Source organism: Silvimonas sp., assembly GCF_031291215.1.
Classification (GTDB): Bacteria; Pseudomonadota; Gammaproteobacteria; order Burkholderiales; family Chitinibacteraceae; genus Silvimonas; species Silvimonas soli.
The window spans coordinates 327131-344503 of the sequence record NZ_JARLJK010000136.1; the positions used below are offsets into that span (position 1 = coordinate 327131).

Here is a 17373-nt window from a genome sequence, read left to right on the forward strand (position 1 = left end):
AAACTATTTTTCACGCCAGCCTTTCAGTAGTACCAGCACGGCGCCGGACCCACCGTCCACCGCACGTGCCTGACTAAAACCAAGCACTTCATCGCGTTGCGCCAGCCAGTTTTTCAGCTTGAGCTTAAGCACCGGTTCGCGATTGACCGAACCCAGACCCTTGCCGTGAATGATTCGCACGCAGCGTTTGTTAGTGCGACGGCAATGTAAGAGAAACTCCGCCACGGCCAGGCGGGCGCTATCACTGTTCATGCCATGCAGATCAAGTTGCGCCTGCACCACCCACTCGCCGCGCCGCAATTTGCGCAAGGTCTCCAGCTTGAGGCCAGGCCGGATAAACAGCAGCTCTTCGCCGCTTTCCAGTTCATCCCATGGCCACAGGTCGGACATGGCGTCCGCCATGACCGCCGCTTCATCCTTCTCGTGCTGCCTTGGCCAGGGGCTGGGCTTGGCACGCGGATATTCAAAACGGGCCGGTCGATAAAGCTTTACCACCCCTTGGGTCGCGGCCAGAAACAATTCGTGATCGGTGGGTTCTGGCGGAATGATCGGCGCCGGTTTGGGCGCAGCCTGAGTTTGCTGAACCAGCGTCTTTTTGATTTGCTTCAGGCGCTGCTTCAGGTCGGCACTCATGATGAATAAATAATTGCGGTTCGATGGCGGCAACATAACATGCGCCGCTAGATTTGTTGAGTTTTGCGGGGGCCGGACCAACCAGCGCAGCGTCTGCGGCGTCAGTTGGGCGGCGAGCATAAAAAAACCGCACCCGAAGGTGCGGCTTGTCCACAGAGCGGGTCGGCCGTCCGGGTTTAGCGCAAAGTTTCCAGGTAACGATCCGCATCCAGCGCGGCCTGGCAACCGCTGGCAGCGGAGGTCACTGCCTGACGGTAGATATGATCTTGCACGTCGCCGGCAGCAAATACGCCCGGCACGCTGGTTGCGGTAGCGCCGCCGTCACGACCACCCTTGGTGATCAGGTAACCGGTGCTGTCCATCTCCAGTTGACCCTTGAAGATGTCGGTATTGGGCTTGTGGCCAATGGCAATAAACACGCCAGCGACTTCCATGTTTTTGGTGCTGCCATCAATCGACGACTTCAGACGAGCGCCAGTCACACCGGAAGCATCACCCAGCACTTCATCCAGAGTCTGGTTCACTTCCAGCGAAATCTTGCCTTCAGCAACCTTGGCCATTAAATGATCAACCAGAATCTTCTCGGCGCGGAAGGTGTCGCGACGGTGAATCAGGGTGACGTGGTTGGCAATGTTGGCCAGGTACAGTGCTTCTTCAACAGCGGTATTGCCGCCGCCGACTACCGCGACCTTCTGGCCGCGATAGAAGAAACCATCACATGTGGCACAAGCAGAGACACCCTTGCCTGCAAAAGCTTCTTCACTGGGCAGTCCGATGTACTGCGCCGAAGCACCAGTAGCAATAATCAGTGCGTCGCAGGTGTATTCACCGGCATCGCCGACCAGACGGATTGGTTTTTCGTGCAGATGCGTGGTGTGGATGTGGTCAAACAGGATTTCGGTACCAAAGCGCTCAGCATGCTTTTGAAAGCGCACCATCAATTCCGGGCCTTGCACGCCATCGGCATCAGCAGGCCAGTTGTCTACGTCGGTGGTGGTGGTCAGTTGGCCGCCTTGCGCCAGGCCGGTGATCAACACTGGCTTGAGGTTGGCGCGTGCCGCGTACACGGCAGCGGTGTAACCCGCCGGGCCGGAACCAAGGATAAGCAGACCGGAATGTTTGGTGGACATGAGATATTTTCCTGTGTGAAGACCGCAAACTGGTTGTTAGTTTAATTCATTGAATCCAGTCGATCTAATCGAAAATGACTATTAGCGTGATTTGCAGATTGGGGTTGCCCACGGTTTTGCCAAGATGTGGTCGCGGCCGCCAGTGTCCGGCCTCTATAAGCTGTGATACACGGCAATGGCGGAGTCTGACGCAGTTTTGTTGCAGGCTTTCAATGCAGGTTATAGTGCTGCTTCGCTAATGATATTCAAGGGCATCTGCTCCGGATCGCATGCTGCTACGACGCGTATTTTTGCCCCTTTTCAGGCCGCTAGCCGGTTTGCAGCGTGCCGCCGTCAGACGGGTGCTGCTTAAACAAATTTACTTTACCGGTAACGAGGCGGCATTTCTGATCTTGCTGATCGGTTTTGCGCTGGGTGGCATTGTGGTGGCGATGCTGCACGGGCAATACGGGCAAAGTCAGGAATCCTCATTGCGCTTGCTGGCCTCGCTGGGTTTTCGCGAGATCAGTCCGTTGCTGGCGGCGATTATCCTGGTGGCGCGTTCGTCTTCGGCCGTGGCGAGTGAACTGGCCACCATGCAAGTACATGGAGAGATTCGCAGTTTGTATCGCATGGGCATTCCGTTGGGTGCTTATTTGATAGTGCCACGCGTATTGGGCATGACCATTGCGTGCATTGGGCTGTCGTTTTATCTGGCCGTTGCTGCCCAGTTGGGTGGGGCAGTCCTCGGGGCCGGGGCCGATGTTACCTATCAGGTGATCGAGTTTGATCGCATGTTGAGTCTGGAGCAGGTGCTGACGTGCCTGGCCAAGGCAGCCTTGTTTGGCGCTGCTGCCAGTTTGCTGGCCTGTTACGTCGGTCTGCGAGTGGGGCCTTATGTTACGGATATCCCCAAAGCGTCATCGCGATCTGTTGTGCGCGGACTAAGCGCCGTATTTGTGCTCGATTTCATGTGGTCGTTATGGATCTCCTGAAGCTGTCTGACGGACTCGCTTTGTCACTGGAGCCGGGCCAGCGTTACTGGCTGGTGACAGGTCAAGAACAGCAATTGCAAACGCGCTTTGACGAATGCGCCAGTGCCTTGCGCAAACTCAAGCCAGGATCGGCCGCTGCGCTGGAAAGCAGCGGCGGGCTGCTCAGCAATTTGCGGGTGTGGGAAAACCTGGTGTTGCCAGCCTGGTATCATCAGCAACCGCCTTTGGCAGACCTGGAGCAACGTTTTGTGGCAGCCTTTGCCCGGCTGGGAATTGACGGTGAGCAACTGGAAAAAACCGCCAGCGCTTTGCCAGCAAGTCTTGATCGGGAGCATAAGCGCCAATTGGCGCTGGTGCGAGCCATGGTCCAGCAGCCCGCTTTTTTATTGACGGATCAAGACTGGTACGGCTGGATCGTGCGTTCCGCGCCCGGTGTGTATCGCGAACTGTTTGACGAACTGGCCGACGTAGCGCCGGTTATCGTGCTGGGGGTGGGTTCACCTGACCTGGCGCGTGGGCTGGTTGAAGTCTTGCCGAATGTGGCCAATGAGCCTGCCGGATAACAGTGGGGTGCCTCACGAACATCAGCCACCTGGCGATTGCATGCAAATATGTATATGAAATGTTGTCGGCGAGGCGCCTGAAGAGTGCCACCGTGAAACCTCCATCCAGAACCGCACCTGAAATCGATTGCCTATGCCCATAAAATATCTGAGAGACACCGACGCGCGCTTCCAGTGGCTGGGCTGGCGGGTGGGGGTGTTTATTGCTGCTGGCTTTTTGTGCTTTGTGGCGTTGGTGGTGCTGCTGGCGATTCGGCAGGGCTATTTCACCCCCAAGACCCGTTTGTCTTTTGTGGCCGAGAGCGGCAATAGCATGAGCACTGGCATGCAGGTGCGTCTGTCGGGCTTCAAAATTGGCGTCGTGGACCGGGTGGCGCTGAACGACCAGGCCAAGGTGGACGTGGAGTTGCTGATTGAGAACCGGTATATCAAATGGGTAAAACCGGACTCGGTGGCGCTGCTGCAGCAGGACGGTTTTCTGGGTGACCACTTTATCGAGATCGCCGGGGGTACCGCGACTGCGCTTCCGATCGAGGAAGGCGGCAAACTGATTTTCGCGCCGGTCATGGGTTTGTCCGAGATTGCCGCGGATTTGCGCCAGAGAACCATTCCCGTGATCGATTCCGTGCATGAGATGCTGGAATTCATGAATGACCCCAAAGGTGACGTGCGCGGCACACTAGCCAATCTGAACCAGTTCAGTGCCGAACTGCGCGAAACACGCAAATCGCTGGATCTGGTGCTGGCTCATCTGGATCAAGTGGCTGCCAAAGACCTCCCCGCTACTTTGAGCGATGCCAGACAGGCCGCGCAACGAGCTGACCAGGTATTGCAGACGGCGGACAGGGCCGCGTCTGATGTTGCGGCGCGCTTGCCGGGTATTCTCGAACATGCCAACACCACCGCCAGCGAGGCTGCAGCGCTGGCAACCAGCGCGCACCAAATGGTCGACAAAGTTGCGCCACAGGTGCCGGGCCTGGTGCGTGACACCGGCGATCTGGTGCAAACCGGCAATGATTTGACCGAAGGTGCCGCACGCAGCTGGCCGTTCAATCGCTGGATCGATGCGGCGCAGGCTTCGGCGCCCATTCCCGATAGCCGCCAGGGCGGGGGTGCGCAATGAAGATTCGCTTTCATTGGTATGTGGCTTTGTTACTGGCATTGCTGGTTGCCGGTTGCGGCTCCAGTCCCGTCGCCTCTGCGCCGATTGCGCTGGCGCAAGCGCGGGCCGAGGTGGTTGCCGCCAATCGAGGAATGCAGCGCCACGAATGGGATAGCGCCATCGCCCACTGGCAGTTGGCCTTGCGTTTATATTCATCGGTGGATAACTGGGGCGGGCAGGGCGAAGCACGGCTTGGATTGGCCAATGCCTACGCCATGCACGGGCAGCGCAATCTGGCACGCAATACGCTGACAGGCATGCTTGATCAAACCTTGTTTAGTCAGGCGCAGCGTACGCAAGCGGCCTATCAACTGGCACTGCTCGCACTGCCCGATACCGGCGCGGCCGTGTCATATCTAAAGCAGTCGCAAACGCTTTGCGCCGGGCAATGTGCCTTGGTGGCGCAATTGACCAACCTGGAGGCACGCATCCAGCTAACCCAGGGGAATGCGGCAGTGGCACTGGCTCTGGCGCAGACTGTGCTCGCGCATCCGGAAGGTATTCCCGAGTCAGAGCAAGCGCATGCCTGGCGACTGGTGGCGGAGTCGAAACTCCAGCTCGCCGATAGCGCTGGTGGCTGGCTGGCTTTGCAGCAGGCCTTGACCATTGATCGCAAAATAGCGGTGTCCGAATACCTGGCCGATGATCTGCTTCTGCAAAAGCGGCTAGGCAAAGCCATGTCAGACAAGGCCGTTGAGGACGATGCGCAGATGCGCCTGCAAAGCTTGTGCGCTGCTGTACCAGCGCAGGCTTGCACTGCGTTTTGATCCGGGAGTAAAGCCGCTGCTATTTTTGCGCTGAGTGTGGCTTGAGTTGCCTGTCACAATTGGGCTATAATCTTGCGTTCCGCGCTTTGCGGAAATCTTCCCGGTCCGCCATTAAGGGTGCGCCACTGCGATTTGAAAGATATTTCGATCTGGTGAGCGTGCAGCGCGGACGGTAGGCCATAACCCTTATCGGAGTTTTATTTTATGTCTATCAGCATGCGTCAAATGCTCGAAGCCGGCGTCCACTTCGGCCACCAAACACGTTACTGGCACCCAAAGATGGGCCAATACATTTTTGGTGCACGCAACAAGATTCACATTATCAACCTGGAAAAGACCCTGCCGCTGTTTGAAGATGCGCTGAAGTACGTGCGTCGCCTGTCGGCTAACAAGGGCACTGTCCTGTTTGTTGGTACCAAGCGCCAAGCCCGCGAAATCCTGGCTGAAGAAGCACAACGCGCCGGTATGCCGTTTGTCGATCACCGCTGGCTGGGCGGTATGCTGACGAACTTCAAGACCGTCAAGCAGTCCATCAAACGCCTGGAAGAAATGACTGCCATCCTGGCCGACGAAAACAGTGGCTACGGCAAGAAAGAAATCCTGACCATCAAGCGCGAAGTTGAAAAGCTCGAGCGCTCGCTGGGCGGCATCAAGGATATGAAGGGTCTGCCAGACGCACTGTTCGTTATCGATACCGGCTATCAAAAGGGTGCGATTGTTGAAGCCCAGAAACTGGGTATCCCTGTTATCGGTATCGTTGATACCAACAACAACCCGGAAGGCATCGACTACATCGTTCCAGGTAACGATGACTCCTCCCGCGCTATCCGTCTGTACGCTCGTGGCGTAGCTGACGCAGTGCTGGAAGGTCGTAACCAGGCCGTGCAAGAAGTTGTGGAAGCGGCTGCTGAAGCGCAAGCGTAATTCAGCCCAGCTAGAATCTGCATGAAAAAGGGGCCTGGCGCCCCTTTTTCGCAAGTATCCAAACACAATCGAGATTCAGGAGAATCACTATGGCGGAAATCACCGCAAAACTGGTTGGCGAACTGCGCGAACTGACTGGCATGGGCATGATGGAATGCAAGAAGGCGCTGGTTGAGGCTGCTGGCGACATCAAGGCTGCTGAAGAAGCGCTGCGCATCAAGTCCGGCAACAAGGCTTCCAAGCTGGCTGGTCGTACCGCCGCTGAAGGTACTGTTGCTGTGTTTATCTCCGGCGACAAGAAGCACGGCGCGCTGCTCGAAGTGAACTGTGAAACTGACTTCGTGGGCAAAGATGCCAACTTCCTGGCATTTGCTGCCGTGGCTGTGAAGGCAGTTGCTGAATCGAACGTGACCGATATCGAAGCGCTGGCTTCGGTTGTGGTGGATGGCCAGACTGTTGAAGAACATCGCAAGGCTGTGATCTCCAAGCTGGCAGAAAACATCACCCTGCGTCGTTCGGTGCGTTACGAAACTACCGGCGAACTGGCTGCTTACCTGCACGGCTCCAAGATTGGTGTTCTATTGGCACTGCAAGGTGGCGACGAACAACTGGGTAAAGACATCGCCATGCATATCGCTGCAAGCAAGCCGATTTGCGTGTCGAAAGACCAGGTTTCCGCAGAGCTGCTGGAATCCGAACGCAAGATTTTCTCCGCACAAGCGGCTGAATCGGGCAAGCCTGCCGACATCGTCGAGAAGATGGTTGACGGCCGTATCAACAAGTACCTGGCTGAAGTCACCCTGCTGGGTCAGCCTTTCGTGAAGAACCCTGACCAGACCGTTGAAAAACTGCTGGCCGAGAAGGGTGCCAAAGTTGATGCGTTCACCATGTTCGTGGTGGGCGAGGGCATTGAGAAGAAGGTTGTTGATTACGCTGCAGAAGTTGCAGCTGCTGCGAAGGTCTGATTTTCGACCGCTCCTTGATTGTCATGTGCTATAAATTTTGCACATGCAATCAACGGGCAATCGCGATGCAATTGACTATCCTTCAGGATAAGCATCACGCAACAACGCCGCGCGGCGACGCGCGGCGTTTGTTCGCCCGGTGTGTGCTTCGCCATGTTCGAACAACATCGCAAAGTGCATACTCCGGCTGGTCACGAGCCAGCCCATCCCACTCCTCCCAGCTCGATCAATAAAAGGAACCCGAATGAGCCCCGAACCCAAATACAAACGCATCCTGGTGAAACTGTCCGGTGAAGCCCTGATGGGTGAGGATAGCTACGGTATCAATCGCATCACCATCGAGCGCATCGTCAATGAAATCAAGGCGGTGGTTGATCTGGGCGTCCAGGTGGCGATCGTGATCGGCGGCGGCAACATCTTTCGCGGCGTGGCACCGGCAGCAGCAGGCATGGATCGCGCCACTGCGGACTACATGGGGATGCTGGCAACGGTCATGAATGCCCTGGCTCTGCAAGATGCCATGCGCCACGCAGGCATCGTCAGTCGCGTGCAATCGGCGCTGACCATCCAGCAAGTCGCCGAACCCTACATTCGCGGTAAAGCCATTCGCTATCTGGAAGAAAACAAAGTGGTAATTTTTGGTGCCGGTACCGGTAACCCATTCTTTACTACAGACACCGCCGCCGCACTGCGCGGCATGGAAGTGGGCGCGGATATTGTACTCAAGGCCACCAAGGTGGATGGCGTGTATACCGATGATCCTAAAAAGAATCCGGATGCAGTGCGCTACCAGTCCGTGACCTTTGATGAGGCGATCGGCCGCAATCTGAAGGTGATGGACGCCACTGCTTTTGCCCTCTGTCGTGACCAGAAAATGAATATCAACGTCTTCAGTATCTTCAAGGCTGGCGCTCTCAAGCGTGTGGTACTTGGGGAAGACGAAGGTACGCTGGTACACTGCTAAGTTATTCCGGGCCAGGCCCATTGCTATTTTGCCGGCTGCGGTTCTTACGCGGCCGGCTTTTGATTTAACGAGGTTGCAATCATGATCGCCGAGCTAAAAAAAGAAACTGAAACCAGAATGAACAAGACTCTGGAAACGTTGAAAACAGATCTGATGAAAGTGCGTACCGGTCGTGCGCATACCGGTCTGCTGGACCATATCCAGGTTGATTACTACGGCTCGCCAGTGCCAGTGAACCAGGTTGCCAACGTTTCTTTGGCGGACGCCCGTACCATCTCCGTTCAGCCTTACGAAAAGACCATGATTTCCAAGGTGGAAAAGGCGATTCGTGATTCCGACCTGGGTCTGAATCCAGCCACCAATGGCGACCAGATTCGCGTGCCAATGCCCATGCTGACCGAAGAGCGTCGCCGCGATCTGATTAAAGTGGTGCGTACCGAGGCCGAAGGCGCCCGCGTATCGACCCGCAATATTCGTCGCGATGCCAATAACGACCTCAAGAACCTGCTGAAAGACAAAGAAATTTCAGAAGATGAAGAGCGTCGTGGTCAGGATGAAGTGCAGAAATTGACAGACAAGTTCATTGCCGAGATCGACAAGGCATTGGCAGAAAAAGAAAAAGAATTGCTGACTGTTTAAGTTTTAAGCGCAGTCAGACAATGGCGTGGGTCGTAAGTAGTAACTGCAGGAGTGACGGGTGAGTATTTTTCGTAGTTCCACGCTGGATACGCCGGATCAAGCATCCGGCACTCCCTGCCACGTTGCAATCATCATGGACGGCAACGGGCGCTGGGCCAAACAGCGGCTGATGCCTCGCGTGTTTGGTCACAAAAAGGGCGTTGAAGCTCTGCGACAAGCCGTTAAAGCGTGCGACACGCTGGGTGTGAAATATCTGACGGTTTTTGCCTTTAGCAGTGAAAACTGGCGCCGGCCCGCTGACGAAGTCTCTTTTCTGATGGGGCTGTTCCTGCGAGTGCTGCAGTCTGAAGTCGACCGCATGCATGAAAACGGCATCCGTCTCAAGATTATTGGCGATCGCAGCCATTTCGCACCGGAACTGGTGCAGTGGATTGAATCGGCCGAGTCACGTACTGCAAACAATACTGGCGTAACACTGTCCATTGCTGCTGATTATGGCGGCCGCTGGGATGTCATCCAGGCCACTCAGGCCATGCTTAAGGCTCGCCCCGAGCTGGCCACCAACGGTTTTGACGAAGCCGACCTGGCGCCGCATTTAGCCATGGCTTACGCACCCGAGCCGGATCTCTTCATCCGTACTGGTGGCGAGCGGCGCATCAGCAATTTCTTGCTGTGGCAACTGGCCTACGCCGAGCTTTATTTCACCGACATGCTCTGGCCCGACTTCGACCATGACGCGCTGGCCGCTGCGGTCACTTGGTTCCAGGGGCGTGAACGTCGCTTTGGTCGCATCAGCGAACAATTACATCCACAAAGCGCGGCTTCCTGAAATGCTGATCACTCGTGTTCTGACTGCTCTGGTATTGATACCGCTGGTCCTTGCTGCGCTGTTTTTATTGCCGCATTCCGGCTGGGTCCTGTTTGCCGCTGGCGTGACCGCGCTAGGTGCGTGGGAGTGGGGCGGTCTGTGCCGGTTTAATCGACTGGGGCGGATTGCGCTCGGATTGGTGGTGGGCGTTCTGGTCGTGCTACTGTCGCCCGGGCAGTTTTTTGTATTTCGCCAGCCTTGGGTGTGGCCGGTGCTGGCCGCATCGTCCCTGTTTTGGGTGATCATCGCTCCGTTGTGGCTGCGTTATCGCTGGACACTACAGAACACCGCGCTGAAAGGTAGTCTGCCTGGCATCCTCTTGCTCGTGGCTGCGGGCATTGCACTTGTGGCGTTACGGGCGCAGGCTGGAGCGTCGGGCTTGCTGGCGGTGATGGTGGTGGCGTGGGTTGCTGATACGGCCGCGTATTTTTCCGGCAAGGCTTTTGGCAAGCACAAATTGGCTCCCGCAATCAGCCCAGGCAAAACCTGGGAGGGGGCGGTCGGCGCGATGATCGCTGTGGGTATCTACGTACTGGTTATGGCGCATTTCTCCGGCATCGTCTGGTGGAAAATGCTGCTGACGGGCTGGTGCCTCACCGTAGTGTCAATCGTTGGTGATCTGATGGAGTCCCTGTTCAAGCGCCAGGCCGGAATCAAAGATAGCAGCCAGTTGCTGCCAGGTCATGGCGGCGTGCTGGATCGGGTGGATAGTCTGATCGCCCTGCTGCCAGTTGCTGCGCTGATCTGGGTGTGGCTGATTCAAGCGTAATCCGTGTTTTGGTGGCATCGCATTTGTTTTAACGTCGTAACTACGGGCAGCATCCATGACCGCAATCCGAACGCTTACCGTGCTGGGCTCTACCGGCAGCATTGGTGTTAGCACACTCGATGTCGTTGCCCGACATCCTGATCTTTATCGTGTCTTTGCCCTGACCGGGGCTACCCAGCTGGAGCGTCTCGCCCAGCAGTGCCAGCAATTTTCCCCGCGTTACGCGGTGGTGCTGGATGACGCTGCTGCCACAGCGCTGAGCGCCTTGTTGCGAGCCCATGGCAGTGAAACCCAAGTGCTATGCGGGGAACAGGCGCTCGAGCAAGTCTCCACCGCGCCGGAAGTTTGTACCGTAATGGCCGCCATCGTTGGTGCCGCCGGCATGCGACCGACACTCGCCGCCGCCCGTGCGGGCAAACGCGTGTTGTTGGCCAACAAAGAAACGCTGGTACTGGCTGGCAAACTGTTTATGGATGCGGTCACTGCCAGTGGCGCTGAGTTGCTGCCCATCGACAGTGAACATAACGCGATTTTTCAGGTTCTACCTCGCGCGCACCGCGAACACCCATATCGTGGGTCGCTGGCCGAAGCGGGCGTCAAACGCATTCTGTTGACTGCTTCAGGCGGGCCATTCCGCACCCGTGCACCAGAAACACTGATCAATGTCACGCCGGAAGAAGCAGTCAAGCATCCTAACTGGTCGATGGGCCGCAAGATTTCGGTTGATTCGGCCACCATGATGAACAAAGGCCTTGAGGTGATCGAGGCGCATTGGTTGTTCAATGCTGCGGCCGATGAAATTACCGTGGTCGTGCATCCGCAAAGCATCGTGCATTCGATGGTGGAATACGCTGACGGCTCAGTGCTGGCACAAATGGGTGCGCCGGACATGCGCACGCCCATTGCGTATGGCATGGCATATCCACAGCGAGTTGCCTCGGGCGTGAAGTCGCTGGATCTTTTCAGTGTGGGACGGCTGGATTTCGAAGCCCCCGATCTCGTGCGGACCCCGTGCCTGCGTCTGGCGTTTGATGCGTTACGTGCCGGTGGCGCTGCCACCGCCGTGCTCAATGCCGCCAATGAGATCGCCGTTGCGGCATTTCTTGATCGGCAGTTGGGCTATATGGGCATTCCGGCCTTGATCGAGGATGTCCTGGCAAGCTGCGTAGGCGATTGCCGTGCTGATTCGCTCGAAGCCCTGCAACAAGCAGACGCCGTGGCTCGCTTGACTGCGCAACGCTGGCTGGCCGAGCACAACTGAAGTCATGAACGGACTGATCTCGCTGCTGGCATTCATTGTTACTCTCGGCATTCTGGTGACCGTGCATGAGTACGGTCATTACTGGGTGGCGCGCCGTTGCGGCATCAAGGTGTTGACCTTTTCCATCGGTTTCGGCAAGAAGCTGCTGTCCTGGCAACGCGGCGACACCACCTGGCAACTGGCAGCCATCCCGTTGGGCGGCTATGTGCGCATGCTAGACGAGCGCGAAGCGCCGGTGGACGATGCTGATCTGTCGCGATCATTCAATCAGCAGCACCCCCTCAAAAAAATGGCCGTCGCCGTCGCCGGGCCTGCTGCCAATTTGATTCTGGCGCTGCTGTTCTACTGGATATTGTTCCTCAGCGGTGTAAGTACCCTCAAGCCGGTCGTTGCCGACGTGGTGAGCGGTTCTCCGGCGCAACTGGCGGGCATTCGTGCGGGTGATCGTATTGACTCGGTGGCCGGTGAGCCGGTGGCGTCATGGGATGATTTGCTCGGACAAATGATTGACGCCTCCAGCTCTGGCGTACCGTTTGATATGGTTTTACGCGGTGCCAGCGGTGATGCAACCGTGCGGGTCGATCCGGTCAAGGCCGACATCAGCAATGTGGATGCTGATTTGCTCGACCGCTTTGGTATTTCTCCGTTGCCGATCATTCCAGTGGTTTCGCAAGTCGAGCCGGGCAGCGCTGCAGCGCAAGCTGGCATTCGCGCTGGAGACAAACTGTCCCTAATCAATGGCAAGCCTCTGGATAGCTGGACCACCCTGCAGCAAACCCTGATAAAGCATCCCGATCAACCACTGCAGCTTACGGTGATCCGGGCAGGCGCTCCTTTGGTGATGACCCTCACACCGCATGTACTCGAGTTAAAGGGCAAGCGCATCGGCCGGGTGGGTTTGGCGCCAACGCTAGACCCGCAACGCTGGGATGCCCAGCAAATGCAGTTGCGCTACGGCCCGCTGGATGCGATGGCGGCATCCTGGAACAAGGCTTGGGGTACCGTTGGCTTTACCTTGCGCATGTTTGGTCGCATGTTGACCGGGCAAGTCTCAACCAGCCAGATTGGCGGCCCGGTGACGCTCGCTACCGTTGCCGGACGCAGTGCACAAATGGGGCTTGAGCCGTTCATCAGCACGCTCGCATTGATCAGCCTTAGCCTTGCCGTGCTTAACCTGCTACCCGTGCCGCTGCTGGACGGAGGGCATTTGATGTATCATACCGCCGAACTGGTGACCGGACGTCCGGTCCCGGAGCGTGTACAAGCGTTCGGCATGCGGTTAGGCCTTGCGTTTCTTGCCGGGTTAATGGCGCTCGCGCTATATAACGATTTCTTCCGACTCATATCTGGCTGAATCCCGCCAGTTTCCGATCCGACACAATGAAATTAAAACCGCTTTCCTTGTTGCTTGGCGCAGCCTTGTCCCTCGGTGCACTTCCTGTTTGGGCCATCGATACATTTGTGGTCAAGGATATCCGTGTGGAAGGGCTCCAGCGTACTGACGCCGGCACCGTATTCAACTATCTGCCTGTCAAAGTGGGCGAAAGCCTCGACGACGACAAAGCGCAGCAGGCGATCAAGGCCCTGTACGCAACTGGCTTTTTTAACGATGTCCGTCTGGAACGCAATGGTGACGTACTGATCGTCACCGTAGATGAGCGTCCAACCATCGCGCAGATCAACATCAACGGTGCCAAGTTGATGGAAAAAGACCAGATCAAGACCGCGCTCAAGAGCCAGAATTTCTCGGAAGGGCGAATTTTTGATCAGGGTGTACTGGATGCTGGCGTACAGGAACTGAAGCAACAGTACTACTCACGCGGTCGGTACTCGGTTCAGATCAAGACCTCGCTCACCCGGCTGGAACGCAATCGGGTTGGCATTCAGTTTGATATTTCCGAAGGCGCGACTGCGCTGATCCAGCAGATCAACCTTGTGGGCACGCACGTCTACAAAGAAAGCGATCTGCTGAAAGAAATGAGCATGACCACGCCCAACTGGATGACGTGGTACACCAAGGACGATCAGTATTCACGTCAGAAAATGACGGCTGATCTGGAAAAGCTGCGTTCCTACTACATGGATCGTGGTTATCTTGAGTTCAATATTGATTCGACACAGGTTGCCATTGCTGAAGACAAAGAAAGCGTCTTCCTGACAGTCAACCTGAGCGAAGGTCCGCAATACAAAATCACCGACGTCAAGTTTGCCGGTGAAAGCACGCTGCCACAGGCTGAGCTGGAAAAAATGGCCAACATCAAGCCGGGCGAGATTTTCTCCCGTGCCAAGCTCAACAAGGCAACGGCAGCCATGTCGGCCAAGCTGGGTAATGATGGCTACGCTTTTGCCAACGTCAATGCCGTACCGGAAGTCGACAAGGTTAACCATACGGTTGCGTTTACCTTCTACGTTGATCCGGGCCGCAAGGTTTACGTGCGCAACATCAACGTCATCGGTAACACCACGACGCGCGACGAAGTAGTGCGCCGTGAGTTGCGTCAGCTGGAATCCGCACCGTATGACGCTTCCAAGATCGATCGCTCCAAACAACGTCTGAACCAACTGGATTACTTCCAGGAAGTGGCCATTGATACGCCGCCAGTGCCGGAATCCCCGGATCAGGTGGACATGAACGTCAAGGTTACCGAGAAGAAAACCGGTCAGTTCAATATTGGCGCGGGTTATGGCCAATCTGAAGGCGTGGTGATTATTGCTTCGGTTTCCCAGACCAACTTCCTGGGGAGCGGTAAACAGTTCTCGGCCGAGTTCAATAACAGCTCATCGCAACGGGTGTACTCGCTGGGTTTGAGCGACCCATATGCCACTGTTGACGGCATTTCGATGGGCTGGAACTTCTACAAGCGCGACACCGATCCTTCCTATAACAGTCTGGGTAACTACACCACCAGCGGTTATGGCGCTGCGCTCAATTTTGGCTTGCCGGTTACTGAAAACAACTCGGTGGGTATGGGACTGGCGTTTGATGACCTATCCATTGTTACCAATACTAATACGCCAAAGTACATTAACGACTTTGTGAACCAGTACGGCGACAAGACTAATACGGTCAGCGTCAACACCAAGTTTGGTCGCGATACGCGAGACAGCGCATCCTATCCAACCACGGGCTGGTACTTCACTACCTCAGCTGAAGCGGCAATTCCGTCATCTGACCTGAAATACTATCGACTGGGGGCTACCAGCCAATACTGGATCCCTTTCGGTGATCAAGGTATGGCGCTGGAATGGAATCTACAGGGTGGTTATGGCGGCAGTTACGGCGGTACGATTTATCCGTTCTACAAGAACTACTACGCCGGTGGCGTGAACTCGGTACGTGGCTTCGCCTACGGTACGATTGGTCCGAAGGATGAAAACGGTGACGGCATGGGCGGTAATCGCATGCTGACCAGCAGCTTTGAATACTTCTTCCCGATGCCTGGCATGAAGAACGACAAGACCACCCGTCTTTCGTTGTTCTTCGATTCCGGTATCGTCAAGGGTCCAACCGATAGCGTGCCTTCCGGAACAATGCGTTATTCCACTGGCGCTTCGTTCTCATGGGTATCACCGATTGGCCCGCTGAAGTTCTCGTTGGCTAAACCACTGCGCAAAGACGAATCGGATAAGACCGAGTCGTTCCAGTTCCAGATTGGCAATATTTTCTGATTCAGGGCTTCAACGAGGTTAGAGCATGAAAATCGCGCGACTGATTGGGTTTTATCTCTGTTTTGCCATGGTGTGCGCTTCGGCGTGGGCCGCAGATCCTGCATTGAAGATCGGTTTTGTCGATACAGACCGCATCTTGCGTGAATCTGCACCTGCCGTTCGCGCCGCCAAACGTCTGGAGAAGGAGTTCGAAGGACGTCGCGCCGATGTACAAAAGCTGGCTGATCAAGGCAAGGCACTGCAAGGTTTGCTGGATAAAGGTGGCTTGGCCGATGCCGATCGCAAGGATAAAGAGCGGCAACTGGTCAAGCTGAACCTGGATTACCAGCGCATGCAACGCGAGCTCAACGAAGATCTGAATTCACGGCGCAATGAAGAGCTTGCGGGCATCCAGGAACGTGTGAATAGCGCTATCCAGCAAATTGCCAGCAATGACAAATACGATCTGATCCTGCAGGAAGCCGCTTATCGCAGCCCGCGGATTGACATTACCGACAAGGTGCTCAAGCTGTTGTCGGACAAGTAAGCGGATTTTCATATGCGTCTGTCACAGTTAGTCGAAAAGCTTGGTGGAGAATTGCGCGGACCCGATGCCGAAGTGAGCCGGGTTGCGCCGTTGGAAACCGCAACATCCGATGCGCTGGCTTTTCTTGCCAATGTCCGTTTCAAGGCGTTGTTAAGTGAGAGCAGTGCCGGGGCGTTGCTGCTCAAGTCGCAAGATGCTGAGGGCGTAACCACGCCGGTCATCGTTACTGATAATCCTTACCTCTATTACGCGCGGGCTGCGGCATTGCTGCATCCGGCGCCGGCTGTACGCGCTGGCATTCATCCGGCCGCTTCGGTTGATGGTACGGCGGTGATCGACGCTTCGGCAGAAGTTGGGGCAGGTGCAGTGGTGGGGGCGGGCGCAGTCGTTGGCGCTGATGCCGTCATCATGGCGCAGGCTTTTGTTGGCGACCGCGCCCAGGTGGGTGCAGGTAGCCGGATTTTTCCGCAAGCCTGCCTGATGGCCGACTGTGTGATCGGTGAACGAGTCATTCTTCATCCTGGTGCAATTGTCGGGGGCGACGGCTTCGGCAACGCCTGGGCGGGCGATCATTGGGAAAAAATCCCGCAGCTTGGTCGAGTCATTATTGGTGATGATGTAGAAATCGGCTCCAATACCACCGTCGATCGGGGCGCGCTGGAAGATACCGTGATTGCGGGTGGCGCACGCATCGACAACTTGATTCAAATCGCCCATAACTGCCACGTGGGCGAGCACACAGCCATTGCGGCTTGTGTGGGGATTGCGGGCTCTACCCGTATTGGCGCGCGGTGCCAGATTGGCGGCGCGGCCATGATTAGCGGCCATCTGGATATCTGTGACGGTGTCACGATTCTTGGCGGCACGCTGGTTGCAAAAACCATCCGTCTAGCAGGCGTCTATGCTGGTTCATACCCCATGCAGACGCACGAACAATGGTTGAAAAACGCCGCGCATTTGCGGCACCTTGATGCATTGAGCGACAAGGTCAAACAACTCGAAAAACAAGTCGCAGCGCTCAAGGCTGCTGGCTCGCAGGAGGAATAATGAGCGAGACGATGGATATCATCGATATCGTCAAGTATCTGCCACATCGTTACCCGTTTTTGCTGATTGATCGGGTCATCGAACTGGAAGTGGGTAAATCGATCAAGGCGATCAAGAACGTAACGATCAATGAGCCTTTTTTTCAGGGCCATTTTCCGCAATACCCGGTTATGCCCGGTGTATTGATCATGGAAGCGCTGGCACAAGCCGCGGGTGTGTTGTCGTTCAAGTCCGAAGGCAAAATGCCGGACGGCGATACGCTTTATTTCTTTGCCGGGATTGATAACGCCCGCTTCAAACGCCAGGTATTGCCAGGCGATCAGCTGACTTTGTGTGTTGAGATCGTTGCGCAAAAACGTGGCATCTTCAAATACAAGGCCAAGGCATTTGTGGGTGAAGAACTGGCTGCAGAAGCTGACTTGATGTGTGCCGAACGGCAGGTCAAGAAGACGGTTTGAGTTTGCGCAGGGGCCGTGTAAGCCACGGCCCGCAATGTGACGAATTGGTTTGAA

18 protein-coding genes are annotated in these 17373 nt (G+C 56.1%); 16 read left to right on the forward strand and 2 right to left on the reverse strand.

Features of this window, described 5'->3' with window-relative positions; all coding sequences use genetic code 11:
* Positions 1 to 3: 3 nt before the first annotated feature.
* Positions 4 to 669: a Smr/MutS family protein gene (locus P4L78_RS17055; RefSeq protein WP_309329313.1), complete on the reverse strand. Its 666-nt coding sequence runs from the start codon at positions 667 to 669 to the stop codon at positions 4 to 6.
* Between the two features lie 140 nt (positions 670 to 809).
* The gene (gene trxB / locus P4L78_RS17060) at positions 810 to 1763 is read right to left on the reverse strand and encodes a thioredoxin-disulfide reductase (protein ID WP_283149325.1); all 954 of its coding nucleotides are present in this window, start codon (positions 1761 to 1763) and stop codon (positions 810 to 812) included.
* A 269-nt stretch (positions 1764 to 2032) separates the two neighbouring features.
* Here trxB and P4L78_RS17065 point away from each other — a divergent pair, with 269 nt between their 5' ends.
* From P4L78_RS17065 to fabZ, 16 genes are all read left to right on the forward strand, one after another.
* On the forward strand, positions 2033 to 2737 hold the full coding sequence (locus P4L78_RS17065) for an ABC transporter permease (RefSeq protein ID WP_309329316.1): 705 nt from the start codon (positions 2033 to 2035) through the stop codon (positions 2735 to 2737).
* A complete protein-coding gene (locus tag P4L78_RS17070; protein ID WP_309329320.1) occupies positions 2725 to 3300 on the forward strand; it encodes a hypothetical protein in 576 nt (191 codons plus the stop codon). The genes P4L78_RS17065 and P4L78_RS17070 overlap by 13 nt, the downstream gene beginning before the upstream one ends.
* A 133-nt stretch (positions 3301 to 3433) precedes the next feature.
* On the forward strand, positions 3434 to 4423 hold the full coding sequence (locus P4L78_RS17075; protein ID WP_309329323.1) for an MlaD family protein: 990 nt from the start codon (positions 3434 to 3436) through the stop codon (positions 4421 to 4423).
* Positions 4420 to 5229, forward strand: a complete 810-nt coding sequence (locus tag P4L78_RS17080) for a hypothetical protein (RefSeq protein ID WP_309329325.1) — start codon at positions 4420 to 4422, stop codon at positions 5227 to 5229. The genes P4L78_RS17075 and P4L78_RS17080 overlap by 4 nt, the downstream gene beginning before the upstream one ends.
* Positions 5230 to 5433: 204 nt before the next feature.
* Positions 5434 to 6153, forward strand: a complete 720-nt coding sequence (rpsB, locus tag P4L78_RS17085; protein ID WP_283149330.1) for a 30S ribosomal protein S2 — start codon at positions 5434 to 5436, stop codon at positions 6151 to 6153.
* 89 nt (positions 6154 to 6242) lie between these two features.
* On the forward strand, positions 6243 to 7118 hold the full coding sequence (tsf, locus tag P4L78_RS17090) for a translation elongation factor Ts (protein ID WP_283149331.1): 876 nt from the start codon (positions 6243 to 6245) through the stop codon (positions 7116 to 7118).
* 244 nt (positions 7119 to 7362) lie between these two features.
* Complete coding sequence (gene pyrH / locus P4L78_RS17095) at positions 7363 to 8082, forward strand: UMP kinase (protein ID WP_283149332.1); 720 nt, start codon at positions 7363 to 7365, stop codon at positions 8080 to 8082.
* Between the two features lie 81 nt (positions 8083 to 8163).
* Positions 8164 to 8721 (forward strand): ribosome recycling factor, encoded by a 558-nt coding sequence (gene frr / locus P4L78_RS17100; RefSeq protein ID WP_390901532.1) that lies wholly within the window; start codon positions 8164 to 8166, stop codon positions 8719 to 8721.
* Between the two features lie 64 nt (positions 8722 to 8785).
* Positions 8786 to 9550, forward strand: a complete 765-nt coding sequence (gene uppS, locus P4L78_RS17105; RefSeq protein WP_405051575.1) for a polyprenyl diphosphate synthase — start codon at positions 8786 to 8788, stop codon at positions 9548 to 9550.
* A 1-nt stretch (position 9551) separates the two neighbouring features.
* Positions 9552 to 10358: a phosphatidate cytidylyltransferase gene (locus tag P4L78_RS17110; RefSeq protein WP_309329328.1), complete on the forward strand. Its 807-nt coding sequence runs from the start codon at positions 9552 to 9554 to the stop codon at positions 10356 to 10358.
* 55 nt (positions 10359 to 10413) lie between these two features.
* Positions 10414 to 11619: a 1-deoxy-D-xylulose-5-phosphate reductoisomerase gene (gene ispC, locus P4L78_RS17115; RefSeq protein ID WP_283149334.1), complete on the forward strand. Its 1206-nt coding sequence runs from the start codon at positions 10414 to 10416 to the stop codon at positions 11617 to 11619.
* Positions 11620 to 11623: 4 nt separating this feature from the next.
* Positions 11624 to 12973: an RIP metalloprotease RseP gene (gene rseP, locus P4L78_RS17120; RefSeq protein WP_309329331.1), complete on the forward strand. Its 1350-nt coding sequence runs from the start codon at positions 11624 to 11626 to the stop codon at positions 12971 to 12973.
* Between the two features lie 26 nt (positions 12974 to 12999).
* Positions 13000 to 15288 carry an outer membrane protein assembly factor BamA gene (gene bamA / locus P4L78_RS17125; RefSeq protein WP_283149336.1) on the forward strand — a complete coding sequence of 763 codons (2289 nt, stop codon included), beginning with the start codon at positions 13000 to 13002 and terminating at the stop codon, positions 15286 to 15288.
* 25 nt (positions 15289 to 15313) lie between these two features.
* On the forward strand, positions 15314 to 15814 hold the full coding sequence (locus tag P4L78_RS17130; RefSeq protein WP_283149337.1) for an OmpH family outer membrane protein: 501 nt from the start codon (positions 15314 to 15316) through the stop codon (positions 15812 to 15814).
* Between the two features lie 12 nt (positions 15815 to 15826).
* Positions 15827 to 16861 (forward strand): UDP-3-O-(3-hydroxymyristoyl)glucosamine N-acyltransferase, encoded by a 1035-nt coding sequence (lpxD, locus tag P4L78_RS17135; protein WP_309329335.1) that lies wholly within the window; start codon positions 15827 to 15829, stop codon positions 16859 to 16861.
* Positions 16861 to 17319, forward strand: a complete 459-nt coding sequence (gene fabZ / locus P4L78_RS17140; RefSeq protein WP_283149339.1) for a 3-hydroxyacyl-ACP dehydratase FabZ — start codon at positions 16861 to 16863, stop codon at positions 17317 to 17319. The genes lpxD and fabZ overlap by 1 nt, the downstream gene beginning before the upstream one ends.
* The last annotated feature ends 54 nt before the right edge of the window (positions 17320 to 17373 follow it).